20 protein-coding genes are annotated in these 24,550 nt (G+C 52.8%); 12 read left to right on the forward strand and 8 right to left on the reverse strand.

All coding sequences use genetic code 11. From position 1 onward, the window contains the following. Positions 1–2 precede the first annotated feature (2 nt). From Pr1d_RS00615 to rpsR, 3 genes are all read right to left on the reverse strand, one after another. Entirely contained in the window at positions 3–707 is a 705-nt protein-coding gene (locus tag Pr1d_RS00615) for an ABC transporter ATP-binding protein (RefSeq protein ID WP_238476600.1), read from the reverse strand. A 40-nt stretch (positions 708–747) separates the two neighbouring features. Beyond that, positions 748–1,167, reverse strand: coding sequence for an acyl-CoA thioesterase (locus tag Pr1d_RS00620; protein WP_148071693.1), 420 nt, complete (start codon positions 1,165–1,167; stop codon positions 748–750). Positions 1,168–1,319: 152 nt separating this feature from the next. Continuing rightward, complete coding sequence (gene rpsR, locus Pr1d_RS26185) at positions 1,320–1,586, reverse strand: 30S ribosomal protein S18 (RefSeq protein ID WP_238476601.1); 267 nt, start codon at positions 1,584–1,586, stop codon at positions 1,320–1,322. Positions 1,587–1,966: 380 nt separating this feature from the next. On the opposite strand from rpsR, the gene Pr1d_RS00630 reads away from it, so the two are divergent. Together Pr1d_RS00630 and Pr1d_RS00635 are read left to right on the forward strand one after the other, a co-directional pair. Then, the gene (locus Pr1d_RS00630; protein ID WP_148071694.1) at positions 1,967–3,895 is read left to right on the forward strand and encodes a hypothetical protein; all 1,929 of its coding nucleotides are present in this window, start codon (positions 1,967–1,969) and stop codon (positions 3,893–3,895) included. A gap of 622 nt (positions 3,896–4,517) precedes the next feature. Then, complete coding sequence (locus Pr1d_RS00635; protein WP_148071695.1) at positions 4,518–5,207, forward strand: transposase; 690 nt, start codon at positions 4,518–4,520, stop codon at positions 5,205–5,207. Between the two features lie 122 nt (positions 5,208–5,329). Here the strand turns inward: Pr1d_RS00635 and aroF are convergent, their stop codons facing one another. The 3 genes from aroF to Pr1d_RS00650 all read right to left on the reverse strand — a co-directional run bounded on the left by aroF (position 5,330) and on the right by Pr1d_RS00650 (position 7,945). Continuing rightward, complete coding sequence (gene aroF, locus Pr1d_RS00640; RefSeq protein ID WP_148071696.1) at positions 5,330–6,361, reverse strand: 3-deoxy-7-phosphoheptulonate synthase; 1,032 nt, start codon at positions 6,359–6,361, stop codon at positions 5,330–5,332. A gap of 106 nt (positions 6,362–6,467) precedes the next feature. Then, on the reverse strand, positions 6,468–6,863 hold the full coding sequence (locus Pr1d_RS00645; RefSeq protein WP_148071697.1) for a four helix bundle protein: 396 nt from the start codon (positions 6,861–6,863) through the stop codon (positions 6,468–6,470). A gap of 269 nt (positions 6,864–7,132) precedes the next feature. Next, positions 7,133–7,945: an SDR family NAD(P)-dependent oxidoreductase gene (locus Pr1d_RS00650; protein WP_148071698.1), complete on the reverse strand. Its 813-nt coding sequence runs from the start codon at positions 7,943–7,945 to the stop codon at positions 7,133–7,135. 249 nt (positions 7,946–8,194) lie between these two features. Here Pr1d_RS00650 and pyk point away from each other — a divergent pair, with 249 nt between their 5' ends. The 3 genes from pyk (at position 8,195) to Pr1d_RS00665 (ending at position 12,404) form a co-directional block, all read left to right on the forward strand. Next, positions 8,195–9,778 carry a pyruvate kinase gene (gene pyk, locus Pr1d_RS00655; protein ID WP_238476602.1) on the forward strand — a complete coding sequence of 528 codons (1,584 nt, stop codon included), beginning with the start codon at positions 8,195–8,197 and terminating at the stop codon, positions 9,776–9,778. Positions 9,779–9,883: 105 nt separating this feature from the next. Next, positions 9,884–11,155: a PQQ-binding-like beta-propeller repeat protein gene (locus Pr1d_RS00660; RefSeq protein ID WP_148071699.1), complete on the forward strand. Its 1,272-nt coding sequence runs from the start codon at positions 9,884–9,886 to the stop codon at positions 11,153–11,155. 397 nt (positions 11,156–11,552) lie between these two features. Continuing rightward, complete coding sequence (locus Pr1d_RS00665; RefSeq protein ID WP_148071700.1) at positions 11,553–12,404, forward strand: hypothetical protein; 852 nt, start codon at positions 11,553–11,555, stop codon at positions 12,402–12,404. Here the strand turns inward: Pr1d_RS00665 and Pr1d_RS00670 are convergent. Continuing rightward, complete coding sequence (locus Pr1d_RS00670; protein WP_238476603.1) at positions 12,387–14,060, reverse strand: DEAD/DEAH box helicase; 1,674 nt, start codon at positions 14,058–14,060, stop codon at positions 12,387–12,389. The two genes, Pr1d_RS00665 and Pr1d_RS00670, sit on opposite strands and share 18 nt — an antisense overlap. A gap of 151 nt (positions 14,061–14,211) precedes the next feature. Next, entirely contained in the window at positions 14,212–14,769 is a 558-nt protein-coding gene (locus Pr1d_RS00675) for a hypothetical protein (protein ID WP_148071702.1), read from the reverse strand. Between the two features lie 533 nt (positions 14,770–15,302). Here Pr1d_RS00675 and Pr1d_RS00680 point away from each other — a divergent pair. The 7 genes from Pr1d_RS00680 to Pr1d_RS00710 all read left to right on the forward strand — a co-directional run bounded on the left by Pr1d_RS00680 (position 15,303) and on the right by Pr1d_RS00710 (position 24,459). Next, entirely contained in the window at positions 15,303–15,770 is a 468-nt protein-coding gene (locus tag Pr1d_RS00680; protein WP_238476604.1) for a hypothetical protein, read from the forward strand. A 193-nt stretch (positions 15,771–15,963) separates the two neighbouring features. Beyond that, positions 15,964–17,085, forward strand: coding sequence for a hypothetical protein (locus Pr1d_RS00685; RefSeq protein ID WP_148071703.1), 1,122 nt, complete (start codon positions 15,964–15,966; stop codon positions 17,083–17,085). Positions 17,086–17,119: 34 nt separating this feature from the next. Then, on the forward strand, positions 17,120–18,538 hold the full coding sequence (locus Pr1d_RS00690) for an aldehyde dehydrogenase family protein (RefSeq protein WP_148071704.1): 1,419 nt from the start codon (positions 17,120–17,122) through the stop codon (positions 18,536–18,538). A gap of 39 nt (positions 18,539–18,577) precedes the next feature. Further along, positions 18,578–19,723 carry an iron-containing alcohol dehydrogenase gene (locus Pr1d_RS00695; RefSeq protein WP_238476605.1) on the forward strand — a complete coding sequence of 382 codons (1,146 nt, stop codon included), beginning with the start codon at positions 18,578–18,580 and terminating at the stop codon, positions 19,721–19,723. Beyond that, positions 19,707–20,828, forward strand: a complete 1,122-nt coding sequence (locus Pr1d_RS00700; RefSeq protein WP_148071706.1) for an outer membrane protein assembly factor BamB family protein — start codon at positions 19,707–19,709, stop codon at positions 20,826–20,828. Before Pr1d_RS00695 ends, Pr1d_RS00700 begins: the two co-directional genes overlap by 17 nt. Before the next feature lie 8 nt (positions 20,829–20,836). Further along, the gene (locus tag Pr1d_RS00705; RefSeq protein ID WP_238476606.1) at positions 20,837–22,141 is read left to right on the forward strand and encodes a coproporphyrinogen-III oxidase family protein; all 1,305 of its coding nucleotides are present in this window, start codon (positions 20,837–20,839) and stop codon (positions 22,139–22,141) included. 224 nt (positions 22,142–22,365) lie between these two features. Further along, positions 22,366–24,459: a Na/Pi cotransporter family protein gene (locus tag Pr1d_RS00710; protein WP_148071708.1), complete on the forward strand. Its 2,094-nt coding sequence runs from the start codon at positions 22,366–22,368 to the stop codon at positions 24,457–24,459. The last annotated feature ends 91 nt before the right edge of the window (positions 24,460–24,550 follow it).

The following is a 24,550-nucleotide window of genomic DNA, read 5'->3' on the forward strand; positions in this document are numbered from 1 at the left end:
TCTCAGACATGCTCCACGAGTTGTCCATTATCAAGGTGCAAGCGGCGTTGCATTGAATCGGCCAATTGCTGGCTGTGTGTCACCGCGACGAGCATCGACTCCTGCTCGACTTGTAACTCTAGCAGCAATCGGGAAACCTCCTCAGCGGTTCTGCTATCGAGATTTCCCGTGGGTTCGTCGGCCAGCACAAGTATCGGCTTGCGTACAAGAGCCCTGGCGATAGCGACTCGTTGTTTTTCGCCGCCAGAGAGTTGGGCCGGTCGATGTAGTAGTCGATCCGCTAGGCCTACTCGACCGATGAGCTGAGTCGCTTCATCAATTTCAACTGCGCCCGCCGAACCACTCGCCAGAAATGGTACTAACACATTTTCCAGTACCGTACATTGCGGCAGCAGGTGATGATCCTGGAATATAAACCCAATCTGCCGACTGCGAAACTCCGCCAATTGTGGCTCAGGTAATTGAAAGGGATCCGCGTCTCCAATTTTCAACGTTCCTGAACTAGGTTGATCCAAAGTGCCAAGAATAGCTAGAAGAGTACTTTTTCCCGAACCGCTAGGGCCCAGGATCGCCAGATTCTCACTGGCAGCAAGGCTCAAAGAAACATCGACAAGAACATCCAGCTCAGAATCTGGAGTCGAGTAAGACTTCGAGAGTGAATCTGCTAGTAGGGAAACCATGCCATCATTCTGACAGGCCCAAGGCATGAGGCCAAGCATCCTTGATAAAGAACAAGCGGGGCAAAGATTAGGCGACAAAAGCCAGCAACTTCTCTCGAACCTCTGTGGGCAGTGGAACCGAAGTTATCGCCTTGCCTGGTGTCACCCGGCAACAAACACAAGTGATTTTTCCTACAGCGATCTCTCGGCCGTTCGAAGCCATCTCGAATGAATAGGTGATGCTCTTCTTCCCAAGACGTTCCACGAGAATGGAAATATCGAGCACCTCCTCACAACGAACGGGCGAGAGGTAATCGCAAGAGGCGGCAACTCGAGGGTAACTGATCGTCTCCCCGTCGATTTGAGAGTGAACACTGAAACCTAGAGATCGAACGAATTCATGCTCCGCAGATTCCATGTACTGAAAAAAGGCCGCGAAATGCATGATTCCGGCCATATCCGTGTCGTGGAACTCCACGAGTCGCTGGGTACGGAAAGGCTCGGTCATGAGGAGGTGATCCTAGTGCTTTGACAACTCTTAAAATTAGGGCGCGAGACGTCACAACTCTTTTACAAGTTTAAGTTTGCGACGTCTCGCACCCTAATTCTTAGCAAAGACAAAGCACTAGATCGTCACCGCACCAGTAAGATGCGCTAGCCTCAGCTACCGACGTAAGGCATCAATGCCATAAATCGGGCACGCTTGACCGCCTTGGAAACGGCGTGTTGGCTGGTCGCTTGGCAACCGGTCTTGCGACGGCTAACAATGCGACCGTGGCGATTGGTCAGCTTGCTGAGCATATCCAAGTCTTTGTAGTCGACAAACATCGGCCGAGGACGCTCACCATCGATGCAGATGGGGTCTCTCTTAGCAACCTTCTTAGTGACTTTACGCTTCTGAAATCGGGGAGATCGGGCAGGTTTCACAGGGTAACAATCCTCACAGGACAGCAGGGTTCATTGAGTAACAATTCCACATTCTACCAATTCAATCATCGCTTGCAATCGGAAATTCTGCTGAAAACACCCTTGAAAGTGCGGATCAAACGTCGTTTTCGATGGCATTTTGCTCATGGAAAGGCCACGTTGTGACCTACAATTGTCGGGTGCACTCCTGAGATGGGGCCGAGTACCGGCTCGATTGCACGACTTGTATTTGCTGCCAAAGTTTCCCTTCCTACTTAGAGATCGACTATAATGGAACAAGTCGGAATGAGCAGTCTTGTCTGAGATCAATCTGCTGCAATTTGATCTTGTTCAACCTGCCTGCAACTCGCCCTTCTCGGTGAACAGAGAAACTGAGTACCGTGGAACTATTCAAAGTTACGTGTGTCACTTGCCAGTCCAAGCTATCGGTGCGCAATGCTGCCTTGATCGGACAGATCGTAGCTTGTCCCAAATGCGAGAGTATGGTTCTCGTCGCTGCGCCAGAGGCTGAAACGCCATCTTCGGCCCTGAGTCAGGCTCCCGCAGCGCAATTGCCCGAGCCAGTCGAACAGCCAGCTCCAGTTGTTCCCGATAGCTACGACTACGAGACGCCATCGGCTGATGTTCCTACAGCAGAGAGTCCACCGCTGGACGAGATGGCAAGCCTTGCCGTAAATACAGCGGCAGCGGGCCACAAGACGATCCTGTGGTGGATCGCCAGCTTCGTCATTGGTGCGAGTGTCACCAGTGCGTTCCTTGTTTTGCGTCATCAAGAGTTCTCCGAACCTGCCATCGTGGTTGATTCCGAGAATCCTCAATTCGCCGAAGTTCCCACCAGGACAGCAGAAGAACCTACTCCGTCTGTACCCAGCGAAAAGCAGGAACCCGGGGCGATTCAGGATCGCCAGAGTCCAGTCATAACTTCTCCTGAGGAGCCCCTCGCTGAAACGGCAGCCACTCCACCCCCAAGCATACCCCCTGCGAAACCGCATCCCGCTGGCGAAAATACTGTCGACACTAGGGTTGCCCCGACCGAAAATCTAACGCAGGACACTGCCACACCCAAGCTCGTCGTGGAACCGCCCGACGAACCCCGCATCGCTCGCAAATTTGACCCTCTCCGCTTCGACCTAGAGCAAATGGACCTGGAGGATCTTGGGACTAGCGAAGAGACTGCAACCGCAACAACTGCCTCGCCTTCTGAGACTGCTGTCGAACCAGAAAACAACTTCGAGAAGCCGCGTCCCATCGGGAAGCCCACAGTAGTTCGCTTGAGCGAGAATAGCCCCGGACTCATTTTCGATCGCTCGGCGGAGGAGCAACTTCAACACAAGATCCCCTCACTAGTAGCGAAAGATGTGACCCTCACGGACTTTATGGATTTGATGAGCAGTCTCTCTGGTGTACCTCTCAGTGTGGCTCCCGTCGAGTTGCAGATGGCGGGCGTATCCCCCAATAAAAAAGTCTCGATCGATGTCTACGAGATACATCTTGAGGAGGCCCTCTCCCAAGTTCTGAAGCCCCTGCATCTTGAATTTACCACCGACGGGCCTCAAGTAGTGATTGTGCGAGAAGATGCTGAGAGGGTCCGCAAGATCGATTATCCCATTGACGATCTGATAGGTCCCCAAACCACTTCAGAAGACTTTGCCAAGTGGATTGAAGAACTGATTGCTCCTGAAAGCTGGGACGGGGCAGGGGGTATCGGCACGATTTCTGCGACTACCAACGAGCTTGAAATCAATCAGGCTCAGGGCGTTCACTTCCATATTCTATTTTTCTTGGAACGGATTCGCCTGGCGAAGCAATTACCACTTCGAAGTCGCTATCCGGCCCGGCTACTTGGCGGCAAGCCCCATGGCTTGCAGATAGCAGAGCGAGTATCTGCACCCACAACGTTCACTTTTTCCCATGAGACTCCCCTTGCCGAAGTCTTTCGCTATTGGCAAAGCGAAATGGGTCTGCCCGTGTTTGTAGACTGGCCTGCACTGGCGACAGTGAATCTGTGGCCCGATTCGCGGATCACCTGCCAGATCACCAATCAGCCCTGGCGTGCGGCTCTTGAAGCCGTACTCACTCCATTAGAACTGGGCTGGCGCGCTGGCCCCGGCGGGACGGTCCAAATCACTTCGCAGGATGTTGTGAATAGCGAACCCTTGCTGGATATCTATCCTGCCAAACTTTGGCCGAAGGAAACTGACGGCAATGCCATCGTGATTCACGATTCGGGCAATGAACTGGTCTATATTCGCGCTCCCGCTGCCGTGCATCGCCAAGTGATAGACCGCCAAGCCGCAAGCAGCGGCTAGTGAAAACTCACGAATTTTTGCTTGCTCTTGCGCACCGTGCCGGGGAATTTTGTCCTGGCCATTCTTATCGAAACTCAAAACAAAAATATAAAACTAAATCGGAATCGTTCTCTTTCCCGTGTTCTAGCGAGATTCTCGAATAGTTTTGTAAACATAACCCACCCTCGTGAGGGACAAAATACCTGGTGCTTCAAGCCCTCCAGGACTTGGCGACAACAGACGGATCGCTAGCGGCGTCCCTGCTACGGTGCAAAGAGGGAACGGCTGCGTTCAGGTAGGTGCCTGCTAAGAAAATTGCTTGGCATTCTTCCTGCGGTTCAGTTTTCAAAGACCTATCAGACAATGCTGCGAGCTCTATTATCGCGATTGGGTGGGCGAGTTCTACAACGATTTTTGTGCCACGGAGTGAACCTATTTTACCAAATGGTAGCTTGGGTCCCGACCCGAGTGGCATAGGGTAGCTTGGGTCACCGACCCGAGTGAAATTGGAGGGAAGAAACGCGGGTCGGGGACCAACGCTACTTGATAGAGCGTAGCTTGGGACCCTGTCCCGAGTTAATGTAGAAACGTAGGTACGTTGTTGGAACGCTGGACGGGGTCCCACTCTACGGGGGTGTTCTCTATGTCCTTCAACTTGGATCCGCCTCCGGGGTTTCGAGGTCTTCATCCGGCTTTGCCGGTGCGGGTTTATACGCGGAACCTGCCGCACTGGCGGCAAGAGGGGGCGACCTACTTCGTTACCTTCAATCTGGCCGATGCCTTGCCGACCGCTAAGCGAAACGAACTGGCCGCGATGCGGCGAGAATGGGAGGCGCGGAATCCACCCCCGCGCGATGAAGCGGCGTGGAACGACTACGCGCGGACAGTCTTTCGTAAGGTTGAAAAGTGGATGGACGCCGGCTATGGCGAGTGTTGGCTTGCTCAGCCAGAGTACGCTGTCGAATTCCGCCGGACTATTCTAAACTTCCACGGAGAACGCTATGAACTGGGTTGCTTTGTGATCATGGCCAATCACTGTCACATGGTCATTCGTCCTTTCGCTTCCTACGAATTGGAAGACGAAGTAGGCTCCATGAAACGCCTGTCCGCGAAGTTTGTGAACAAGCGTCACAAGACGACAGGTAGTTTATGGCAAGCCGAGTTCTACGATCGGATCATTCGCGACACTGAGCATTTGTATCGCGTCGTCCAATACATCGGGGCCAATCCTCAACGGGCGGGAATTGCACGCAGTGCGTGGCACCGCTGGATCAATCCTGCGTGGCAAGCAGCGGGATGGGATTTTGATCGGGAACGTAGCTTGGGACCCTGACGCGAGTGGAGTGAAGATCAATTACGCGGGACAGGGTCCCACGCTACGTCACTAAGTACCGGAAGCTGGAATCGATTCAATTGCGCGGCACATCCTCGTCGTAGCCGACGACGAATCAGCGGCTATACCGCCACCATCGCTCCTAGCTCACGATCCACCGCCTCGGCGATTCGTCGGCATTCGGTCATCATCTGCTCGAACTGGGCGAAGTTCATCGATTGATAGCCATCACTCATTGCCTTGTCGGGGTTCGGATGGACTTCGACGATCAGGCCGTCGGCACCGGCAGCGATTGCGGCCTTGGACATGGCTGTGACAAGGCTTGTGTGGCCCGTTCCATGACTGGGATCTACGACGATTGGCAAGTGGGTGCGCTGTTGTACGTAGGGGACCGTCGCCAAGGGAAGTGTGAACCGTGTGTGGCTTTCGAAGGTGCGCACTCCACGTTCGCAGAGCATCACGTTGAGGTTGCCGCCGTCAAGAATGTACTCCGCGGCAAGTAGGAATTCGTCGATCGTGGCACTCGGTCCGCGCTTCAAGAGCACTGCCCGGGGAGATTTACCGACGGCTTCCAACAAGCGGTAATTCTGCATGTTTCGCGCACCGATCTGCAAGACGTCCGAGTATTCACTGACCAGGTCGACGTCATCGGGAGATACAACCTCTGTGACGATAGCCAGGCCGGTTTCGTCGCGAGCGGCCGCCAACATTTTGAGGCCATCTTCCTTAAGGCCCTGGAAACTGTAGGGACTGGTGCGGGGCTTGAATGCTCCACCACGCAAGGCTGAGGCCCCAGATGCTTTGACGGCTCGGGCGCAGGCAAGGATTTGCTCACTCGTTTCCACGGAGCAAGGACCAGCCATCACGCCGATTGTGCCGTTTCCTACCGACAGGCTGCCGGCAGTGACGGTACTGCTTTCTGGCTTGAGCTCACGACTGGCTAGCTTGTACGGTGCAAGAATGGGCAGCACTTCGTCTACCCCTGGACCACTCTCCAGGGAACTGATCCCAGCGACGCGTTCTTCGCCAACCGCTGCAATTACGGTTCGCTCAGTTCCTTGGATGACATTGGCCTTGAGGCCAAGACCTTCAACATTTGCAATCATGGTGTCAATATCCTCCTGAGAGGCACTACGTTTCATTACGATAATCATGGGGGGCTCCGGTGGGGGGGGAGTGAGTAAGTGAGTAAGTGAGTAAGTGAGTAAGTGAGTAAGTGAGTAAGTGAGTAAGTGAGTAAGTGAGTAAGTTGGGGCGATACTATGGTTCGTCGGGTATGCCCTGTTTGGATTTTCGAAGGTAGGCAATATAGCTATTGATGCGGGCAATTAGTTGTAGAGCGTTTTCTTTGAGGCTGTTTAGTTGATCTTCGCTCGCATGGTTTTCGTCGAAACAAATGTTTAAGTCATCAATGACTTCCTCTATGGAACCGCGCGATATTCGGCAAAATCGGATGTTTTGTTGGTAGTACCATCTGCCATGTCCTTCCGCGATATTATTGGAAATTGAGATAGCAGCTCTCCGCATTTGATCAGCCAGGGCAAACCTCTCATTTGAAGGAAGTGAGTTGATAAGTACGTAAAGCCGTTTGCGAAAATCACGTGCCTGCTTGTACAGCTCAAAATCATCCAGACGAAACCGACTCTCGTAAGCCATCTTAAATCACCTACTCACTTACTCACTTATTCACTCTTCCAACAAAAAAAGCCCCGAGAACCGTTGAGGTGCTCGGGGCTTTTGAGTGTTGTCTACGTATCTTTGCTTAGCAGCTACGCATTACCTCCGGCCCCGCCACCTCTTGTAAAAAAGAAGGAGCGAGTGGAACTAAACCAAAAGTAACCGTAAGTTGCCTGCATGTCTGTATTCTGAACACGAACTCCGATTTTGGCAACAGAGAAAAATGCAAAAAAAGAAAATCGGCCAATTTAACCAGAGGTCGATTTCTTCAAAATCCAGTCCCCTAGCTTCGGGGAAAGTTGGGACACTGCCATCAACAAGCGGACTTTTCCAGGTACCACCAATTCAAGCTGCTTCTTCTCGCAGGCGGCAAGAATCCTTTCGGCGAGCCAAGCTGGTTCAATCCCGCGAAGCTTCGCACCTGCCCCCGGCTTCTGTGCCGCGTCAGGGATGACAGTAGAAGTGTCAGCATACCGCTGCCCAGCATCATCTCGTTTAATGGGCCCTGGGCAGACCAACAATACGTGCAAACCTTCAGGTCCAAGCTCAATGCGAAGTTGCTGCGAATAGGCGCTCAAAGCAAATTTACTGGCCGGATAGGCACCTAAATATCTAGGTGCCACCTTGCCTGCCAGTGAGCCAATATTCACCAAATGCCCATCTGCGTCGATCAGCAGAGGCGCAAATGAACGGGTCATGCGGACAACTGAAAGGAAGTTTATCTCCCACAAGTCCTGAAAGTTCTCGGGGGTTGTGTCGATTGCTTCTCCCCGTGCGGATCGACCAGCGCAATTGCAAAGCAAGTCCAGTCCACCAAATCGCTCTTGGACCTCACTCGCTAGCGCCTCGACATCCGACTGATCGGTCACATCACCTGGCAAGGCAATTGCATTGCTTCCCGTTGCCGCCAATATTTCGACTGCTTGCTCAAGTGGTGCTTTAGTACGCGCATTGAGTAGGACCGTCGCTCCATGGGTCGCGAGGCTACGCGCAATCGCCAACCCCAATCCGGAGGAAGCACCGGTTACCAGGCAGGTTTTGTTTTGCCAGTAATTCGACATTGCACTTGGGGTAGCTATTAACCCCCGGTCGAGAGGGTCTGGTAGTATCTGTAATGCTTATTCTATGTGCTGATCTCCCTATACTTCACCCTAGAACACCAGCAAACGACACATTCTCTAAGTCATGGAAGTATGGTTTAACAGTTGAATCCAAGCAAGCAGGCAGTTCCTATTGCTCTAGCACGCTTTTTGCGACCAGCCTCAACTTTACACCGTATTCCATTATCTGGACATTAAGGCACAATAGAGATGACGATTCTTTGCACCGACTTCCTGCCAACCTCCCAATCTATTGTCCCGCCTGCTGCGCCTAGCGATCGTTCGAGCGAATTAGGAAAACTTATGGATGAGTACAATCTTCCCCTCAACCGTGTCGAAAAGGCACGCACCAAGATCGTTGCCACGGTAGGGCCTTCTTGCTGCGAACCCTCGCAACTCGCGATTCTCGCACGAAGTGGGGTTAGTGTCTTTCGTCTCAACATGGCACATGCTGGTCCGGAGCAACAACAGCCTCATGTAGATCACATCCGACAGGTGAGCGAAGATATCAATGAACCTTTAGCGATCTTGGTAGACTTAGCTGGCCCCAAGTTTCGCCTGGGCGAATTGCCTGACGAAGGAATTTTCTGTGGTCGAGACGAGACGTTCTTCTTGGTCAAACAGAACCCTTCGGCTGCCAATGAACTGGTTACCAGCTATCAAGCACTGGTCGACGAACTTTCTCTTGGCGATCTCGTGATGTTTGCCGATGGCACCGTCAGTATGTTGGTCGAAGAGTTGTTTCCAGATCGGGCTCGCTTACGTGTCCAGCAGCATGGCATTATCCGTAGTCGTCAGGGCATCAATCTGCCGGGAGTAAAACTCAGTGCACCGGCCATTAGCGTGGAAGACCATCAGCATGCAATCTGGGCCGCGAAGACAGGGGTCGATTTTGTAAGCCTGAGCTTCGTGCGCTCTCCCGATGAAGTCCGGACACTCAAGGACATCATCCGTTCGAACAGTTCTACCGCGCGAGTGATAGCCAAGATTGAAAAGCGAGAGGCCCTGGAGCGACTTGAGGAAATCGTCGCAGAAGCGGATGGCATCATGGTCGCCCGTGGTGATCTCGGTGTGGAAATCGACGTGGCCGAAATGCCCCTGGCACAGAAACGCATCATTCGAGTTTGTCACGAATATCACAAACCTGTTATCATCGCCACGCAGATGCTCGACAGCATGCATGAATCACAGCGGCCAACCCGCGCAGAAGCTACCGACGTGGCCAACGCCGTGCTCGATGGAGCGGATGCCTGTATGCTCTCCGGTGAAACCGCAATTGGGAAACACCCCCGCCTAGCGGTTGAGATGATGAACCGGATCGCCCAAGTAACCGAAAAAAGCTTGGAAGGTCTTCCCATCAGGCAGTCTGCCAAGAAAAACGCAGGGGGTTTGCACGAAGTCACGGCTGCAGTCGTTCGAGGAGCAGGCACGATGGCTCAAAGCCTGAACGCCAAACTTGTCGTCGTGGCAAGTCACTCCGGACGTACTGCCCTGGCATTGTCCCAGCAGCGAAATTTTAGTCCCACGATTGGAGTGAGTAGCAAGGAATCCACTCTGCGACTCATGTGCCTCTACTGGGGCGTCACACCGCTTCGCAACGCACCTGCAGAAAACATCGAGCAACTCATCAAGTACACCGACGAATGGGCCTGTCGGGTGGGCCTGGCTGCCAAGGGAGACCGCATTGTGATTGTCGGAGGTTCTCATCTCACGGCAGGCCAGGGCAATAAGAAAATGTCAAGCGGTGTGCACGACATTGTGGTTGTGCATGAAGTGGAAGGAACAATCGCTTAACTGTACTCAATTAAGAAACGGTGCGGCTTGACGCAATCCATGACTTCAGACATCCTGAAGCTCACCAGCAAATTGAATGCTGCGATTTGCCTCAGGAATGTCACTATGTCGACTTTATTGAGTTCGCTCTCATCACGCGTTATCGTCTACTACTTGCTATTTGCAGTGACTTCTTTGACCGTGGTGGAAAGTACGTGCGCTGAGCCTTTTTGGAATCAGTTCCGTGGTCCAAATGGCGACGGCGAAACCTCGGCTACGCTCCCCACCGAATTCAGCGACACTGAGAAAGTCACCTGGAAGGCTGCGATTCACGATAAGGGTTGGTCCTCTCCCGTCGTCTGGGGGAAGCAAATCTGGCTCACCACGGCCACGGAGGATGGCAAGAAACTCTATGCCGTATGCGTGAAGGCTGACACGGGTGTCATCGAGCATGATATTTTGGTGCTTGAGGTGGCTGAGCCGAGATACTGCCACCCTACCAATAGCTACGCCTCTTGTACGCCTTTTATTGAAGAAGGTCGCATCTACGTCCATTTCGGTGAGTATGGTACGGCCTGCCTCGATACGGCCACTGGTGAGAAGCTCTGGGAACGTCGCGATTTTGTCTGCGAGGATTTTCGTGGACCTGCCTCATCACCTGTTGTGGCTGGAGATCGACTGTTCCTCCTGTTCGACGGCATTGACAACCAATACGTCGTCGCACTCGATAAACACACAGGCAAGACACTGTGGAAAACTAATCGAGACATCGATTATGGGACCGAAGAGGGCGATCTTAAGAAAGCGTACTGTACACCGACTTTGATCGAAGTCGAAGGTCAGCAGCAACTGATCTGTCCTGCAGCAATCGAGACAATCGCTTACAACCCTGAAGACGGCAGCGAACTCTGGCGAGTTCATCACGAAGGAATGAATGCCGCTGCTCGACCGATTTACGAGAACGGACTGGTCTACATTGCGGCAGGCGAGGGTGACATGAGCCTTCTGGCTGTGGCCCCCGAGGGTACCGGCGACATCACCGAGTCGCGTGTCGCATGGAGTACGGGAAAAGCTGTTCCTCACCGTTCTTCGCAGATAGTCGCCAATGACCGACTTTTCATGATCAATGATAGTGGCGTGATATCGTGTCTTGATGCGTTAACTGGCGAATCCATCTGGGTCAAGCGTTCGACTGGAGAATACTGGGCATCACCTCTACTAGCCGGCGAAAACCTCTACTTCTTAAGCAAAGAGGGATTAGTTTTGGTGATTGCAGCGGGGGATGAATATCAACTGGTCGCAGAAAAACAGTTTCCCGCCGGTTTCAATGCCTCGCCAGCGGTCATAGATGATGCACTCATTCTGCGGAGCTTCACTCATCTCTACCGTATCGAATAGGGTTCGCCACCTCTGGAAAGAGTGAGCAGGCGTTTTAGGGTGAGCCCTTGGAGAATCAAAAAAAAATCGGGCAGGCTCTCGAAGCGAGAGCCTGCCCACAGTCAACCGACTTCGCTGTCGCGAGCCATACTCCCCAGTAGGCTCACGGCGGATGCCGGCACGGACGAACGGTTGAGTCAGGCACACTATTTTTCGTGCCTGTTTGATTTTTATTCCTTAGCGAATGTTTTACTCTGAAGCACAACGTTTCACTGTCGAAGCATGCGTTACTCAACCGTGTTGAGCAAACGCAACAAGCACATTTTTTCTGATCCCAAAGCCTTACCCGGACGTTATAATCGGCATACACCGTGTTTTGTGATTTCAGAGCAGCATCGCTTGGACGAGAGAACCAGTCATGACGATTGGAGGGATTCCGAATCAGCCACAATTAGTTGAGGTTGTGTTGGCCACCTTCCTGCTGGGGGTCTTGCTCGTCGATCGTACGACAGCCAAAGGGACCACTCTCACAGCCCCCCTGAATTGGGCAACGCTGTCGGCCTTATTGCTCCTGATAGCTTCGTTCTACTTGGGAGAAGACTCACTAATACAAAACAAGCTACTTCAAGCAGCGATCTGGTATATTGTCGGTTGCAGCACGTTTTGCCCCCTCATGGCCGTGCTTGGAGCCAAGCGTCCGCAGAACCTCGGTTGGCAATGGGTCGTAGCGACGCTTTGGCTGATTCTGGTCTGGCCCGCACTTCAGGCGCTCGCTTTACCGGCTGGCCCACGTCTGGAGTTGTTCGCCGCCTGGAGGTTATTCCTCCTTGCGCTCATCGTCCTGGGACTGCTGAACTATCTGCCAACTCGCCACTGGTTGGCTGCATTATTTACGGCAGCGGGGCAAGGATTGTTACTAGGCGAATACCTGGAACACGAGCTATCCTCACCCTGGCGTTTCTCAATCGCCCTGGGAAGTCTTCTCGTTGCCTCGGTATTGGTGATGTTAAGAAGGACTAAAGTCCCAGAGGACAGATCAATCAACCAACTCACGCAACGCTGGCTCAGCTTCCGCAATGCCTACGGAGCATTCTGGGGATTGCGGATCATGCAGCGCGTGAATGAAACCGGAGAGCTCAGACATTGGCCAGTGCATTTGACCTGGTTCGGTTTTGAGCCGAAGACGGATCGCGAGTCACGAGAACTTACACAAGATGAACTAGCAGAAATCGAGCAGACTCTCGATTCACTCCTACGCCGCTTCTTCTAAGCCGCTAGGCTCGGGAAACCGCAGATCAAAGAGCCCAAAGATTTCTTGACGCGAAAGCCCTTGTTTGCGAACCGTGGAACCGTCGAATACGGCATTGAAAAGCTGACGCTTCTCTTCAAGTACGGCGTTGATGCGTTCCTCGATAGTGCCAGCTGCCAGAAAACGAGTCACCGTGACTGGCCCAGTAGCACCAATGCGATGTGCCCGATTGATCGCCTGGTCTTCCACTGCCGGGTTCCACCAACGGTCGAAGAGGAACACGTAGCCAGCGAATTGCAAATTGAGGCCGACGCTCCCCGCGCCATAGCTCATTAGGATCACATGCTTCGAAGGGTCGTTGCGAAACGTCTCGATCACGCCGTCTCGTTGTCGAGAAGGAATCTTGCCGTGGTACTCCAGTGGCCCAAATTCTTGCAGCCGGTCGCGCAATTCAAACAGGGTCTTCGTCCATTGGCTGAAGATGATTGCCTTGCGGCCACTCGCTCGGCACTCTTCGAGATCTACTTTTAGGCGATCGAACTTCGCACTGGCGCCGGTAATAGGATCAAAATTGCATATCTGTTTGAGCCGGATCACCAGCTCAAATACATGCTGAATCGTCAGCGAAGTCTCAAGCTCTTGAAGGTGAATAACCCCTTCCTTCTCAGCCATTTCGTACGACAACTGCTGCTCGGGCGTGAGTTCGACGTCGGCATCGCGGAACATTTTAGGCGGCAAATCGGTGAGGACTTGATCCTTGGTACGGCGAATGATGTAATCCCCCACAGCCTCACGAATCGAGGGAATCTTCATCTGCGGTCGTAAACAACCTGGTGAGACGAATTGAAAGATACCTAACAGATCGTCAATACTATTCTCGATTGGTGTGCCAGTTAGTGCCCAGCTCCGCTTGCGGGGGATACTGCACACGACTTCATTTGTGGTCCCTGATATGTTCTTGATCCGCTGCGATTCGTCGATCACGGCCAAGTCGAAGGGTTCCTCAATGGCATCGAGGCAAGAGCGATCACGCACGAGTGATTCGTAGTTGGCCAGCAACACTCCTTCGCGGGCGTTCTCCCAAAGCCATTCCCGACGGGACTGCTTCCCCTCGATCACTGTGATGGGAAGCTCCGGTGCCCACAAGGAAAATTCCCGCTGCCAATTGGTGACGAGCGGCTTGGGACACACCAAGAGGGCTCGACGAATATGGCCCTGCTGCACCATCAGCCGCATCGTAACGATTGTTTGCATCGTCTTGCCAAGTCCCATCTCGTCGGCCAGCACCGCTTCATTCCGTGGGTACAAGAATGCTACGCCATCGAATTGATATTTGAAAGGACGAAAAGGAAACTCCAAAGTTGCAGTAGCAAAAACCTGCTCCAGCGGAGGCTGCAGGAGATAGTAAAGCCGGTCCTCCAGTTTCACCACATCACGCGGTGGACGAATTCGAGTGCAAGTTGTTGGTACAAAAGTTTCATTCAAGTCACCCCCTTCAACGACATGCTCGTCCAAGGGAACGACTGGAGGAGTCGCTGGCGTTGGCTTCGGAACTCGCTCTTTGGGAGCGTTGCTCGCCAACATTTCTCTCGCAGCGGGAAACGTTACTCCAACGGTCTTTACACGAGGGAATGCCAAAGGCACAGTCACAGCCGCGAGCTCGTCTAGTCGCGACATAATCTCCACACATTCAACTTCCTGGTCGAATGAAAATGCGGCCGTCAGTTCTCGAACTTCGCAAAATTCAGCCTGCAACACATCTCCGACAAAAGAGTGAATCGCCGGTCGCTGATGTGAAGATCGAGACAGTATATTTTGAGGCTGAGGATCAAGCAGCATCGGCAAGACCAAGCTGAGAGTCTGGAGCAGGATCGGTAATACGCTGAGCTTCGCGGATGGCTGCGCGAATGCGCTCAAAGGGTTCCATCAAATCGACATGGGAAATCAGCGAAAGAAGCAACGTCTGAAACGCCTCCGGTTGCCATACGCAACTCGGCGTACCAACTAGTTGATAGTCGCTTAGCACCAACAAAGGGCCGCTTGACGCCTCGGCCTGAGCGTCGTTGCAACCTGCAGGCTCGACACAAGCGATCGTTTCGTCACAAAGTAAGCTGAGCCCAAGCATTTCGCGCTGATCGGTCAAGACCGCTTGCACTGGTAGCTGGGACTTGGCCAGCAAAGTCTGCCCAATTAGATCAGCCAGGACATAGTCCCTTAGAGTCGCACCATACAGTATTCGCTGGGCCTGATTCGGCTGCACCGGCGTGCTGCAGTGAAATTCCAGGGGCCTCCCCAGTGAAGAAAGCACCAGATATCCGCCAAAATAGCCATGATTCTCGTCCTCGAGGGCCGTCACAAAACCAATGGCAGGTAAGGATTTAGACACTTTGATGTTCATCCAAGGGGGTATTTTCGAAGGGCCACGGGGACATGGCAGCTTGACCAGAAGAGGCACACCGGTCGTTCCACTCATCGGGACCCAGGGAGGGCCAACTTTAGCCTCCCGAGGACAAATACAGGCTTTCCAAACGCTAGAAATCTACTCAAGTTTCGTTAGAATGGGACTTATGGCTGCTGGGGCAACCGCTGACCTAGCAAGCCATCCCGGGGGCTTCTGGCTTTGCCAACCTAATGGCACAATCGAAGCAACAAAAAACGCAGCGGCAGATTGGACGAGAACTCGTTGTCGCGACGCACAACGACCATAGCGTCAGGCGACATGAAGTCGCCGGAGATCTTGTTCGAGATACTGTTCGTTCGTATTATCACAAATTCATTGTTTGGCATTCTCATATGATGCAGTTCCTCTCCGGACTGATTGTTGGGCGAGAGATTGACGGACAAATTTGACTAGCGCGGGCATGAAAGTCTGCAATGGGTTTGCTCCATGGCAACCCGAAGAAAGGAAATGATTCTTCGATGTCTCAAAGTCATTCGCTTCCCGCTGTGTTTTCCCAGTTAGATGTTAGTGCGGGAAGCAGTTCTCACAGAGCCGCTAATCCCGGAGGGGATCAGTCGGAATTATTGCGTGATGTCCTGGCGGCACAAGATCGCACGAACGAACTCTTAGAAGAATTGGTTGCCGTGATGGCCACCTCCCACAAACAGCGTTCCCAAGAGCTGCATCAGTGGCGAAGTGCCAATCCTCAACTTTCTGATTCTTGCCGTCAGGCAGCTGAAGTCCTCAGCAAAGTACAGGTCGAGTATCTAGAACGCATGACCGAGGAAATCAACGACACTGCCGAAGAACTGGTTGACGGTGAATTCGTACTCAACGAATTCGTAGATCGATTTGGCCCCCGTCTGGCGCATCTCAATGGGGTCATTCAAGTCTTGGCGCAACTGAGCAGTATCCCCAGCGCTACTTCTCAAGCCGATCCGGCATAGTTATTTGAGAACTTTGTATGCCAGAACGATTCAGACGAGTTCCGGCAATGTAATACGAGCAAATGCCCTGTCAAGAAATTGTGCACAGCTTGGTCTTGGCTACCATCGACTTGCCAGTTGTTGCCCGGTGGTATAGCTTGTGGAGTGTGTCAATTACTCCCCTCTCAATCCCTCGCTCGCCTCTACCCTCCCCATGAATCCTTCTGCCCCTGCCTCAGCCACGGCAATCGATCAAGCGCGACAGAAACTTGATGCTCACACCGTGGAAACTGTCGCCTGGCATTTTCACGAATCTACGGGTTGTCCCTTCTGGCTTGAGAAGAAGGCAAAGCTCAAGTTTGATCCACTCACAGAAATCCATTGTTTCGAAGACTTGAAGAAATTTGACCCGTTCGAGGACGAATGGTTGCGCGGTGGTCCGGTGACGCGGTGGGTGCCGAAAGGTCTTGTGGGCAAGCCGGTCTATGTATTCGAAACTGGCGGTACCACCGGAATCCCGAAGAGCCGAATCGCCATGGAGGACTTCCGCACTGACTATTCGCTCTTCAGTGATACCTTGCCTGACAAGTATTTCCCACCGGGAAGCAATTGGTTGATGCTCGGCCCTTCTGGCCCGCGGAGATTGCGGCTAGCTGTGGAACATCTCGCGCAGCATCGAGGTGGAATTTGCTTCTGTATCGATCTCGATCCCCGCTGGGTGATCAAGCTCATTAAAAAAGGCTGGATGGAGCACCTCAAAGAGTACAAGAAACATTGCATCGATCAAGCAATATCCATCCTGGGAGCTGGACACGATGTGAAGTGCATGTTCGGCACTCCCAAATTGATCGAGGCCTTGTGCCTGGAACTTGAAGAACGTGGGACAACGCTGGGCGAAATGGGGATCACGGGTATTTTCTCTGGTGGCACAGAGTTCACGCCGCAGTGGACGAAGTTCTGTGTCGAAGAGCTTTTTGGAGGCCCCCCTGAAGAGAGCGGCATCTACATGACGCCCACCTATGGAAATACGTTGATGGGACTGGCCTGTAGCGAATTGGTAACTAAGGACAACGGCTACAAGATAACGTACCATGCCCCCCAACCTCGCGCAGTAATAGAAGTCGTCGATTTTGACGATACCGACCGACTGGTGGATTTTGGCGAGACGGGACGCGTAAAACTAACGACGCTCACTCCAGAATTCTTCGTGCCAGGATTTCTTGAACGGGACGAAGGCGAACGAGAACCACCCTGTGAGCAATACCCCTGGGATGGTGTGAGCGGTGTGCGACCCTTCAGCCGATTGGCCGATAGTACCACGGTTGGCGTCTATTAAATCCGATTCATCTTTCAACTAACTGCAATCATCCATGATTACGCTTCCGGCTATAAGATGGGGCAAACCTTACGAATCTCTCGAAGTCGAAGAAATCTCGCACTTTCTTACCGGGGAACCGGTCGCCAAAGTCCATACGGTCGGTGCGGGAATTATCCGTCGCGATGCGAGGCAGGCCCGACAGGCTAGAGAGGCACTGCGTGAACTCTCGCCTGCAGAACTTATCGAAAAATGCAAACAAGCTGGCGAGTTGTTTGAGAATGGCACTCTCACTGTTGGAGATAGCCAGCAGGCACCTACCGACTTTATCGCTCAGCAGTCGGCTACCACGGGTATGCCGCTCTCGATGTGTGCGGCCAACGTCACGAAAAATGCCTTTGTGCTAAAAAACATCGATAAGATTCTCGATGCCCTCACACGCGGGCTTGATCTCAACATTCTCGCGCGTGGTTATGGTGACGAAGGTCGTGGCGTAACTGTTAGCTACCAGGCGCAGACCGACGTTTTAGGGGCCGTGCTCCCTTCGAATTCCCCTGGAGTCCACACCCTTTGGCTTCCTGTGATCCCTTTGCAGATCGGTCTGGCGCTGAAACCCGGCTCGCAAGAACCGTGGACACCCTACCGTGTCGCTGCCGCGATGGTCGCTGCTGGAATCCCTGCCGAGGCGATTTCACTCTATCCGGGACCAGGTGCCGAACTTGGAGGAGCCATTCTGGCCTCCCATCGACGCAGCATGATTTTCGGCGGTCCCCAAACGATCGACCAATACGCCGGAAACCCCCAGGTGCAGGTTCATGGTCCCGGCTATAGCAAGATTCTGCTGGGCGACGATGTGGTCGACGATTGGCCGCAATACCTCGATATGATGGTTGATAGTGTGGTCCGCAATGGAGGACGAAGTTGCATCAACTGTTCAAGCATCTACGCTTCACGGCACACTGCGAAAATTGCGGATGCATTGGCCGAGAAGTTGGGACCAATCCAGGTCCTCCCTCCCGATGATCCGCAGGCCTGCCTAGCGGCATTTACCACCCCCAAGGTCGCCCCGGCTGTCTGGAATTCAATCGAAAAATTAATCGAAAGCGGTGGCGCACGCCATGCCACTGCAAAAGCTGGTCCCCGCTTGATTGAGGGAGAAACATGCGACTATTTGCTTCCCACCGTATTGGAATGCGATAGCCCCGACTCGCCCGCAGCCAATGTCGAGTATATGTTTCCTATGGTAAGCGTTGTGCGATGTCCACAACAAGAAATGATTGCACGTATCGGCCCCACACTAGTTGGCACCGCGATTACCAACGATGAATCCTTTCTCCGCGACTTAATAGCATGTACTCACATCGATCGGCTTAACCTTGGTTCGATTCCCACCCCTCAGGTCGATTGGCTCCAACCCCACGAAGGCAATCTCATCGAGTTCTTGTACCGCAATCGTGCTTTGCAAGTTACGTAGACGAGACGTGGCTGTACCACTTGGCTCATGAATGGAACTATGACACAGGCAAACTATAGTTCAGCAACGCAAATCGTGTCCGGCGCCGGAAAGGTTGCCGAACTGGGACAACTGGCCCGCGAACTTGACGTGCAGCGGGTACTGGTAGTTAGCGATCCGGGTGTTATCGGAGCAGGGCACACGGGTCGTGGTCTTGAAAGTCTTGCGAAATCCGACTTGGAAGCCGAGCTATTCGATGGCGTTCAGGAGAATCCTACGACCGACAACGTCGCAGCGGGGCTAGCAGTCGCCAAGGAGTTTCACCCCGAATTGATCGTCGGATTGGGTGGCGGCAGTTCTATGGACTGTGCCAAGGGAATCAATTTCCTCTACTCCTGCGGCGGACGAATGCAAGATTACTGGGGCATCGGTAAGGCAACGGGGCCACTACTGCCGATGATCGCGGTTCCCACTACGGCCGGCACTGGCAGCGAAACACAATCGTTCGCGCTCATCTCTGATGCCGAGACCCATGTGAAGATGGCCTGTGGCGATCACCGCGCAGCATTTCGTGTGGCAATTCTTGACCCCGAGCTTACCTTAACCCAGCCACCCCGCGTGGCTGCTCTCGCAGGGTTCGATGCACTTTCCCATGCGGTAGAAACTTACGTCACAACGAAACGGAACGAGATCTCGTGCGACTACAGCCTCCGCGCTTGGAAGGAACTGGCCCCTCATTATTTGCAAGTTATCGAAGAGCCGGACAATCTGTCCGCCCGTGCTCATATGCAAACGGGTGCGTGTCTAGCTGGCTCAGCGATCGAAAACTCGATGCTTGGGGCTGCTCACGCACTCGCTAATCCACTGACCGCCACCTATCAGATTGCCCATGGAGAATCTGTAGCGCTGATGCTGCCCCACGTAGTGCGATTCAATGGCCAGGAATGCGAATCCTGGTATGAAAAGTTGCTTGCCGAGATCGATGGTGAGCCCAATTGTCCTCGAGGAGGCTCCACTGAATTGGCAGACTTCCTGCGAAATGTCGCCAACCGTGCGGGTCTTCCTGCTACACTACATGAATGTGGTGTCGAGCAGGACCGCTTGCCGCATCTTGCTGAGGCCGCCTCCTGCCAGTGGACAGCCACATTTAATCCTGTGCCCGTGAGTCGCGACGAATTACTGAAGCTTTATGAACAAGCCTTTTGAACTCGTAGCCTTTTTGATAATCGCAAGCAGCTGGGTTCTCGATCCGTCCCTAGCCGAAGATTGGCCCGTCTATCGTGGAAATCAAATGGCCACCGGGGCGGTGCAAACTGCCCTACCTGGCGAACCGGCCGTTCTATGGAAGCATTCACTTTCTGAAAGCGGGTACGAGGGGACGGCAGTCATTGCCGAGGGAGTGGTGTACGTCGGTGACAATGACGGAATGCTTTATGCCTATCAATTATCTGATGGGACGGAAGTTTGGCATCAGAAGTTTGAGAATAGCGGCTTTATTGCAGGGCCCACCTTCCACGATGGCCGAATCTATATTGGCGATTTCAATGGCATCATTCGTGCCGTGGATGCCAAGAATGGTGACTTGATTTGGGAATACGAAGCGCAAGGTGAATCCTACGCTGCCCCCAATGTTGTTGGAGACCATGTGCTTGCGACTACGGAATCGGGTGAGCTCGTTGCTCTGGATTTAGAGTCCGGCGAATTGCAATGGAAATTCCAGATAGAAGCACCGCTACGCTGCTGGCCCACTGTGGTCGAGGGTCATGTCTTACTCGCCGGTTGCGACGAACGTGTCCATGCGATTGATATCGCCAGTGGTAAAGAAGTTGCTGGAGTCGACATCGATGGACCAACCGGCTCAACACCGGCTGTTTTTGACGGTAAAGCACTTTTTGGCACCGAGCAGGGAAGTTTCTATGCAATCCGAGTGCCGGCAATGGAAATCGCCTGGCGACATCAAGACCCTGAAAATATCAATCCCATTCACACCGCGGCGGCTGTCGATTCACGTGCGGTGGTATTCGGAACTCAGGGGAAGAAGTTCTATGCAATTCACCCAGAATCTGGCGAAATGCTTTGGACTTTTCCGGTGCGCAGTGCCGTCGAAAGTTCGCCAGTGATTGTTGGCGACAGTGTTTTTCTTGCGACCAAACGCGGCGTAATTCATCGTGTTGATATTGCGACGGGCAAGGAACTTTGGAAATATGAAGCAGGCGGGAACTTCCAAGCGGCGTTTGCCATTGCCAACAATCGGCTGGTCATCGGGAATACCGATGGAACACTCTATTGTTTTAGCTCGGAAGAGAAATGACTAAAAGCATGGCGACTGAAACCACTAAGACCGAAGTTGGCAGCTACTTTGTCAGCAATTATCCACCATTCTCACAGTGGTCCGCAGATAATCTCGACGAGGTGCTCTCAGCAATGCAGAGCCCCCCCAACAAAGTCCCCTTAGGACTCTATCTGCACATTCCATTTTGCCGAAAACGCTGTAAATTCTGTTATTTCAAAGTTTTTATCGACAAGAATTCCAGCGAAGTCGAACGCTATGTCAGTGCTCTGTCGCAGGAAATCGAGTTGGTCAGCAAGCTTCCCGTGATGGGAGACAGACCATTTCGCTTTGTCTACTTTGGTGGAGGAACTCCATCATTCCTTAGCGGAAAACAACTCACTCGGCTGGTCGACCGCCTGCGGCAAAGCATCAATTGGGATCACGCTGAGGAAGTTACCTTTGAGTGTGAACCTGGTACTCTGAGCGAACCCAAGGTTCATACTCTACGTGAATTGGGGGTGACGAGACTCAGCCTTGGCGTGGAACATTTCGACGACGAGATTCTTCGTGACAATGGCCGCGCGCATGAATCGATGGAGATTGACCGAGCCTGGCCCTGGATTCAAGCTGCCGGTTTTTCCAATACGAATATCGACCTCATAGCCGGAATGGTTGGCGACACGGATGAAAAATGGCAAACAACTGTAAAACGTGCGATCGAGCTTGAGCCCGACAGTGTAACCATTTACCAGATGGAACTACCCTTTAACACGGTCTATTCCCAAGATATTCTGGGCAACCAAATTGAAACCCCCGTTGCCGATTGGCCGACCAAGCGCCGTTGGGTCGACTACGCCTTCGACCAATTTCGTGCTGCCGGTTACCGAGTGTCGAGTGCCTACACGATGGTGAAGGATCCCACGGCAGTAAACTTTAGTTATCGAGACAATCTCTGGCACGGCAGCGATCTACTCGCCACGGGCATCGCCAGCTTTGGACATGTCTCAGGTGTACACTATCAAAATCTTCCCGAGTGGGAAGACTACTGTGAAGCGTTGGAATCGGGCCAGTTGCCTGTCGGCCGTGCCCTGCAAATCACACCCCATCAGGCCCTGGTTCGAGAAATGATCTTGCAACTCAAGCGGGGATTCCTCGACGCTGACTATTTCCAAAATAAGTTCTCCTGCGATATTCTCGCCCAGTGGAGCGAAGTCTGGCAGGAATACCAAGATGCCGGATATCTCGCAATTTCGGGTCGCCGAGTAGAACTCACCCGAGAAGGCCTGTTGCGTGTCGACTCCTTGCTTCCGGCGTTCTTTGAGCCGCAATTCCGGGATGTTCGCTACACTTGACCCCGTCCGGCAGCAATTCTCACCGACTCGATGAGTCGCCCATCTCTCAGTCACTAGGCGATCCGCGCCTTGGCAATTAAGATTGTGTGAAGGAATTATTAAGAGCCGCTGAATCTCGGAAATTGATTCTGATTTCAAGCCTATTACCCAATCTGGGCGAGAAATTCTGCCTAGGCGAAAACATCCGCAACTTTGAATGATCTGATTGAGGAGAACTAGCGCTCATGGTGCGCGTTGCAATACTCGTATTAGGCATATGCCTGACTGTCTACCCGGCGACCCGCTTAGTAGCTTCTTTACTAGATGATGCCCAGCAAGCCGAGCCCTCAATAGAGCAGCCTGGAGCAAACAGATCGAGCGAGAGGCTGCTCCCCGATTGCAAAGTGTTGCATGGCGCTCCCGATACGATCATCAACTTAGGAGAAGTGTTCCAAGGGACCCCTGCTGACACAGGAGAGGAGCTCAAGTTATCGATTGTACACAACACTAAACCAAAAGTCGCCGGTACAAATCTACAAGACAATCGGCTTATCCTCGAGTGGAAGAAAGAGGGGAGTACCGAAATCACGGTTCGTGCTCTTAACCCAGTTACCAATACGATTGTCGATGCTCGCTTCCAAGGGACGGTGTGGCACCCTGACTACTTGTCGCTTGCTCTGACCGTAATCGGCGGATTAGGCATCTTTCTTTTGGGCATGAAGAACATGTCCGAAGGCCTGCAAGCCATCGCGGGAAGTGGCTTGCGTCGCATGATTAGCAAGGTGACCGACAATCGATTTATGGCTGTCGGCGTGGGTACGCTAGTCACGATGCTCGTCCAGTCGAGTTCGATTACGACCGTTATGGTCGTAGGATTTGTGAACAGTGGCTTTATGACTCTCGCGCAGGCTATTGGGGTGATCATGGGTGCCAACATCGGCACCACAATCACCGGGTGGATTCTTGCCCTAAAAATTGGCGCCTACGGACTCCCCATGCTGGGATTGGGTGCCTTTGGCTACCTGTTTCCACGGCGAGAAAGCATCCGATTTGCCGCCTTGGCAGTCATGGGACTTGGGATGGTCTTTTTCGGACTGGAACTGATGAAGGACGGTTTCGCCATGGTAAAGGACCTACCGGCCTTCGAAGCTTGGTTTGCTCGATTTGATGCGCATTCCTATCTGGGAGTACTGAAATGTGCAGCCGCCGGTTGCATTCTGACATTTCTTGTACAATCATCTTCGGCCACATTGGGAATTACCATCAGCCTGGCGACGATCGGTGTGATTCCTTTCGAAACGGCGGCCGCCTTGGTGCTTGGCGAGAACATCGGGACGACGATTACCGCTTGGCTAGCATCCTTCGGTGCCACGACCAATGCACGTCGTGCCGCCTATTTCCATGTACTGTTCAATCTAGTGGGCGTAGCATGGATCACCGCAATCTTTCCCTGGTATATTGATTTTCTTGACGATCTTTTCAATCTGCCTTTTATTCGATCACTTGCTGGAGTGGAAGGTGATGTCGGCGAAGCCATCGATATGACGGTCCGAATAGCAGCGGTTCATACTTGCTTCAACGTCGTCAACACGATCGTATTCTTCCCGTTTGCTAGCCTGCTGGGCAGGTTGCTAGAACGACTCGTACCGCAGAAAGTACATAAGGAAAAACCACATCTCACTCGACTTGACATTCGCATGTTGGATACGCCGGTCATGGGGATCGAACAGTCTCGCGTCGAGGTATTGCGAATGGCTGATGGCTGCCGAAAAATGATGCACTGGCTCTCGGAACTCTCATACCAGGGGGGAGAGCCCGACCGTAAGCTGACGCAGAAGCTTTTCAATCGGGAAGAAGTCCTCGACACGATTCAAGATGAAATCGTTACGTTCCTTTCTGACTTACTGTCTGCGAACCTGCCGCATGACGTCATCGACGAAGGCCGCCGCCAGCTTCGTATGGCTGATGAATTTGAATCTATCAGTGACTATATTGCGAGCATCCTCAAATTCCAGATCAAACTCAATGACCAAGGTTACGCCATGAACGGCACAATGCGACAGCAATTGAACAAACTACACGATACGGTCGCTGGATATATGCAAATGGTAATCGATGCCTGTATACAGCGAAATCAGTCAGTGATTACGAAAGCCAATACCATGCGGGCAGAAATTAAACACCTTGTCCGCACACTCCGCAAGGAACACTTGCAACAAATGACCGACGAAAAGATCGCTCCCTACGTAAACGTTGCATTTACCTCTGCTCTCAACTCCTATGTACGCGTAAGTGATCACACCCTAAATGTGGCTGAATCGCTCGCTGCAATTAAGTAGCTATTTCCGTCACTAGAATTTCACGGCGATTATTGGGGGCTGTTTGACCGTGGATAAGATTTGGGTCGGCTCTGAGATTCTCAACTTTTTT

The organism is Bythopirellula goksoeyrii, from assembly GCF_008065115.1.
GTDB lineage: Bacteria > Planctomycetota > Planctomycetia > Pirellulales > Lacipirellulaceae > Bythopirellula > Bythopirellula goksoeyrii.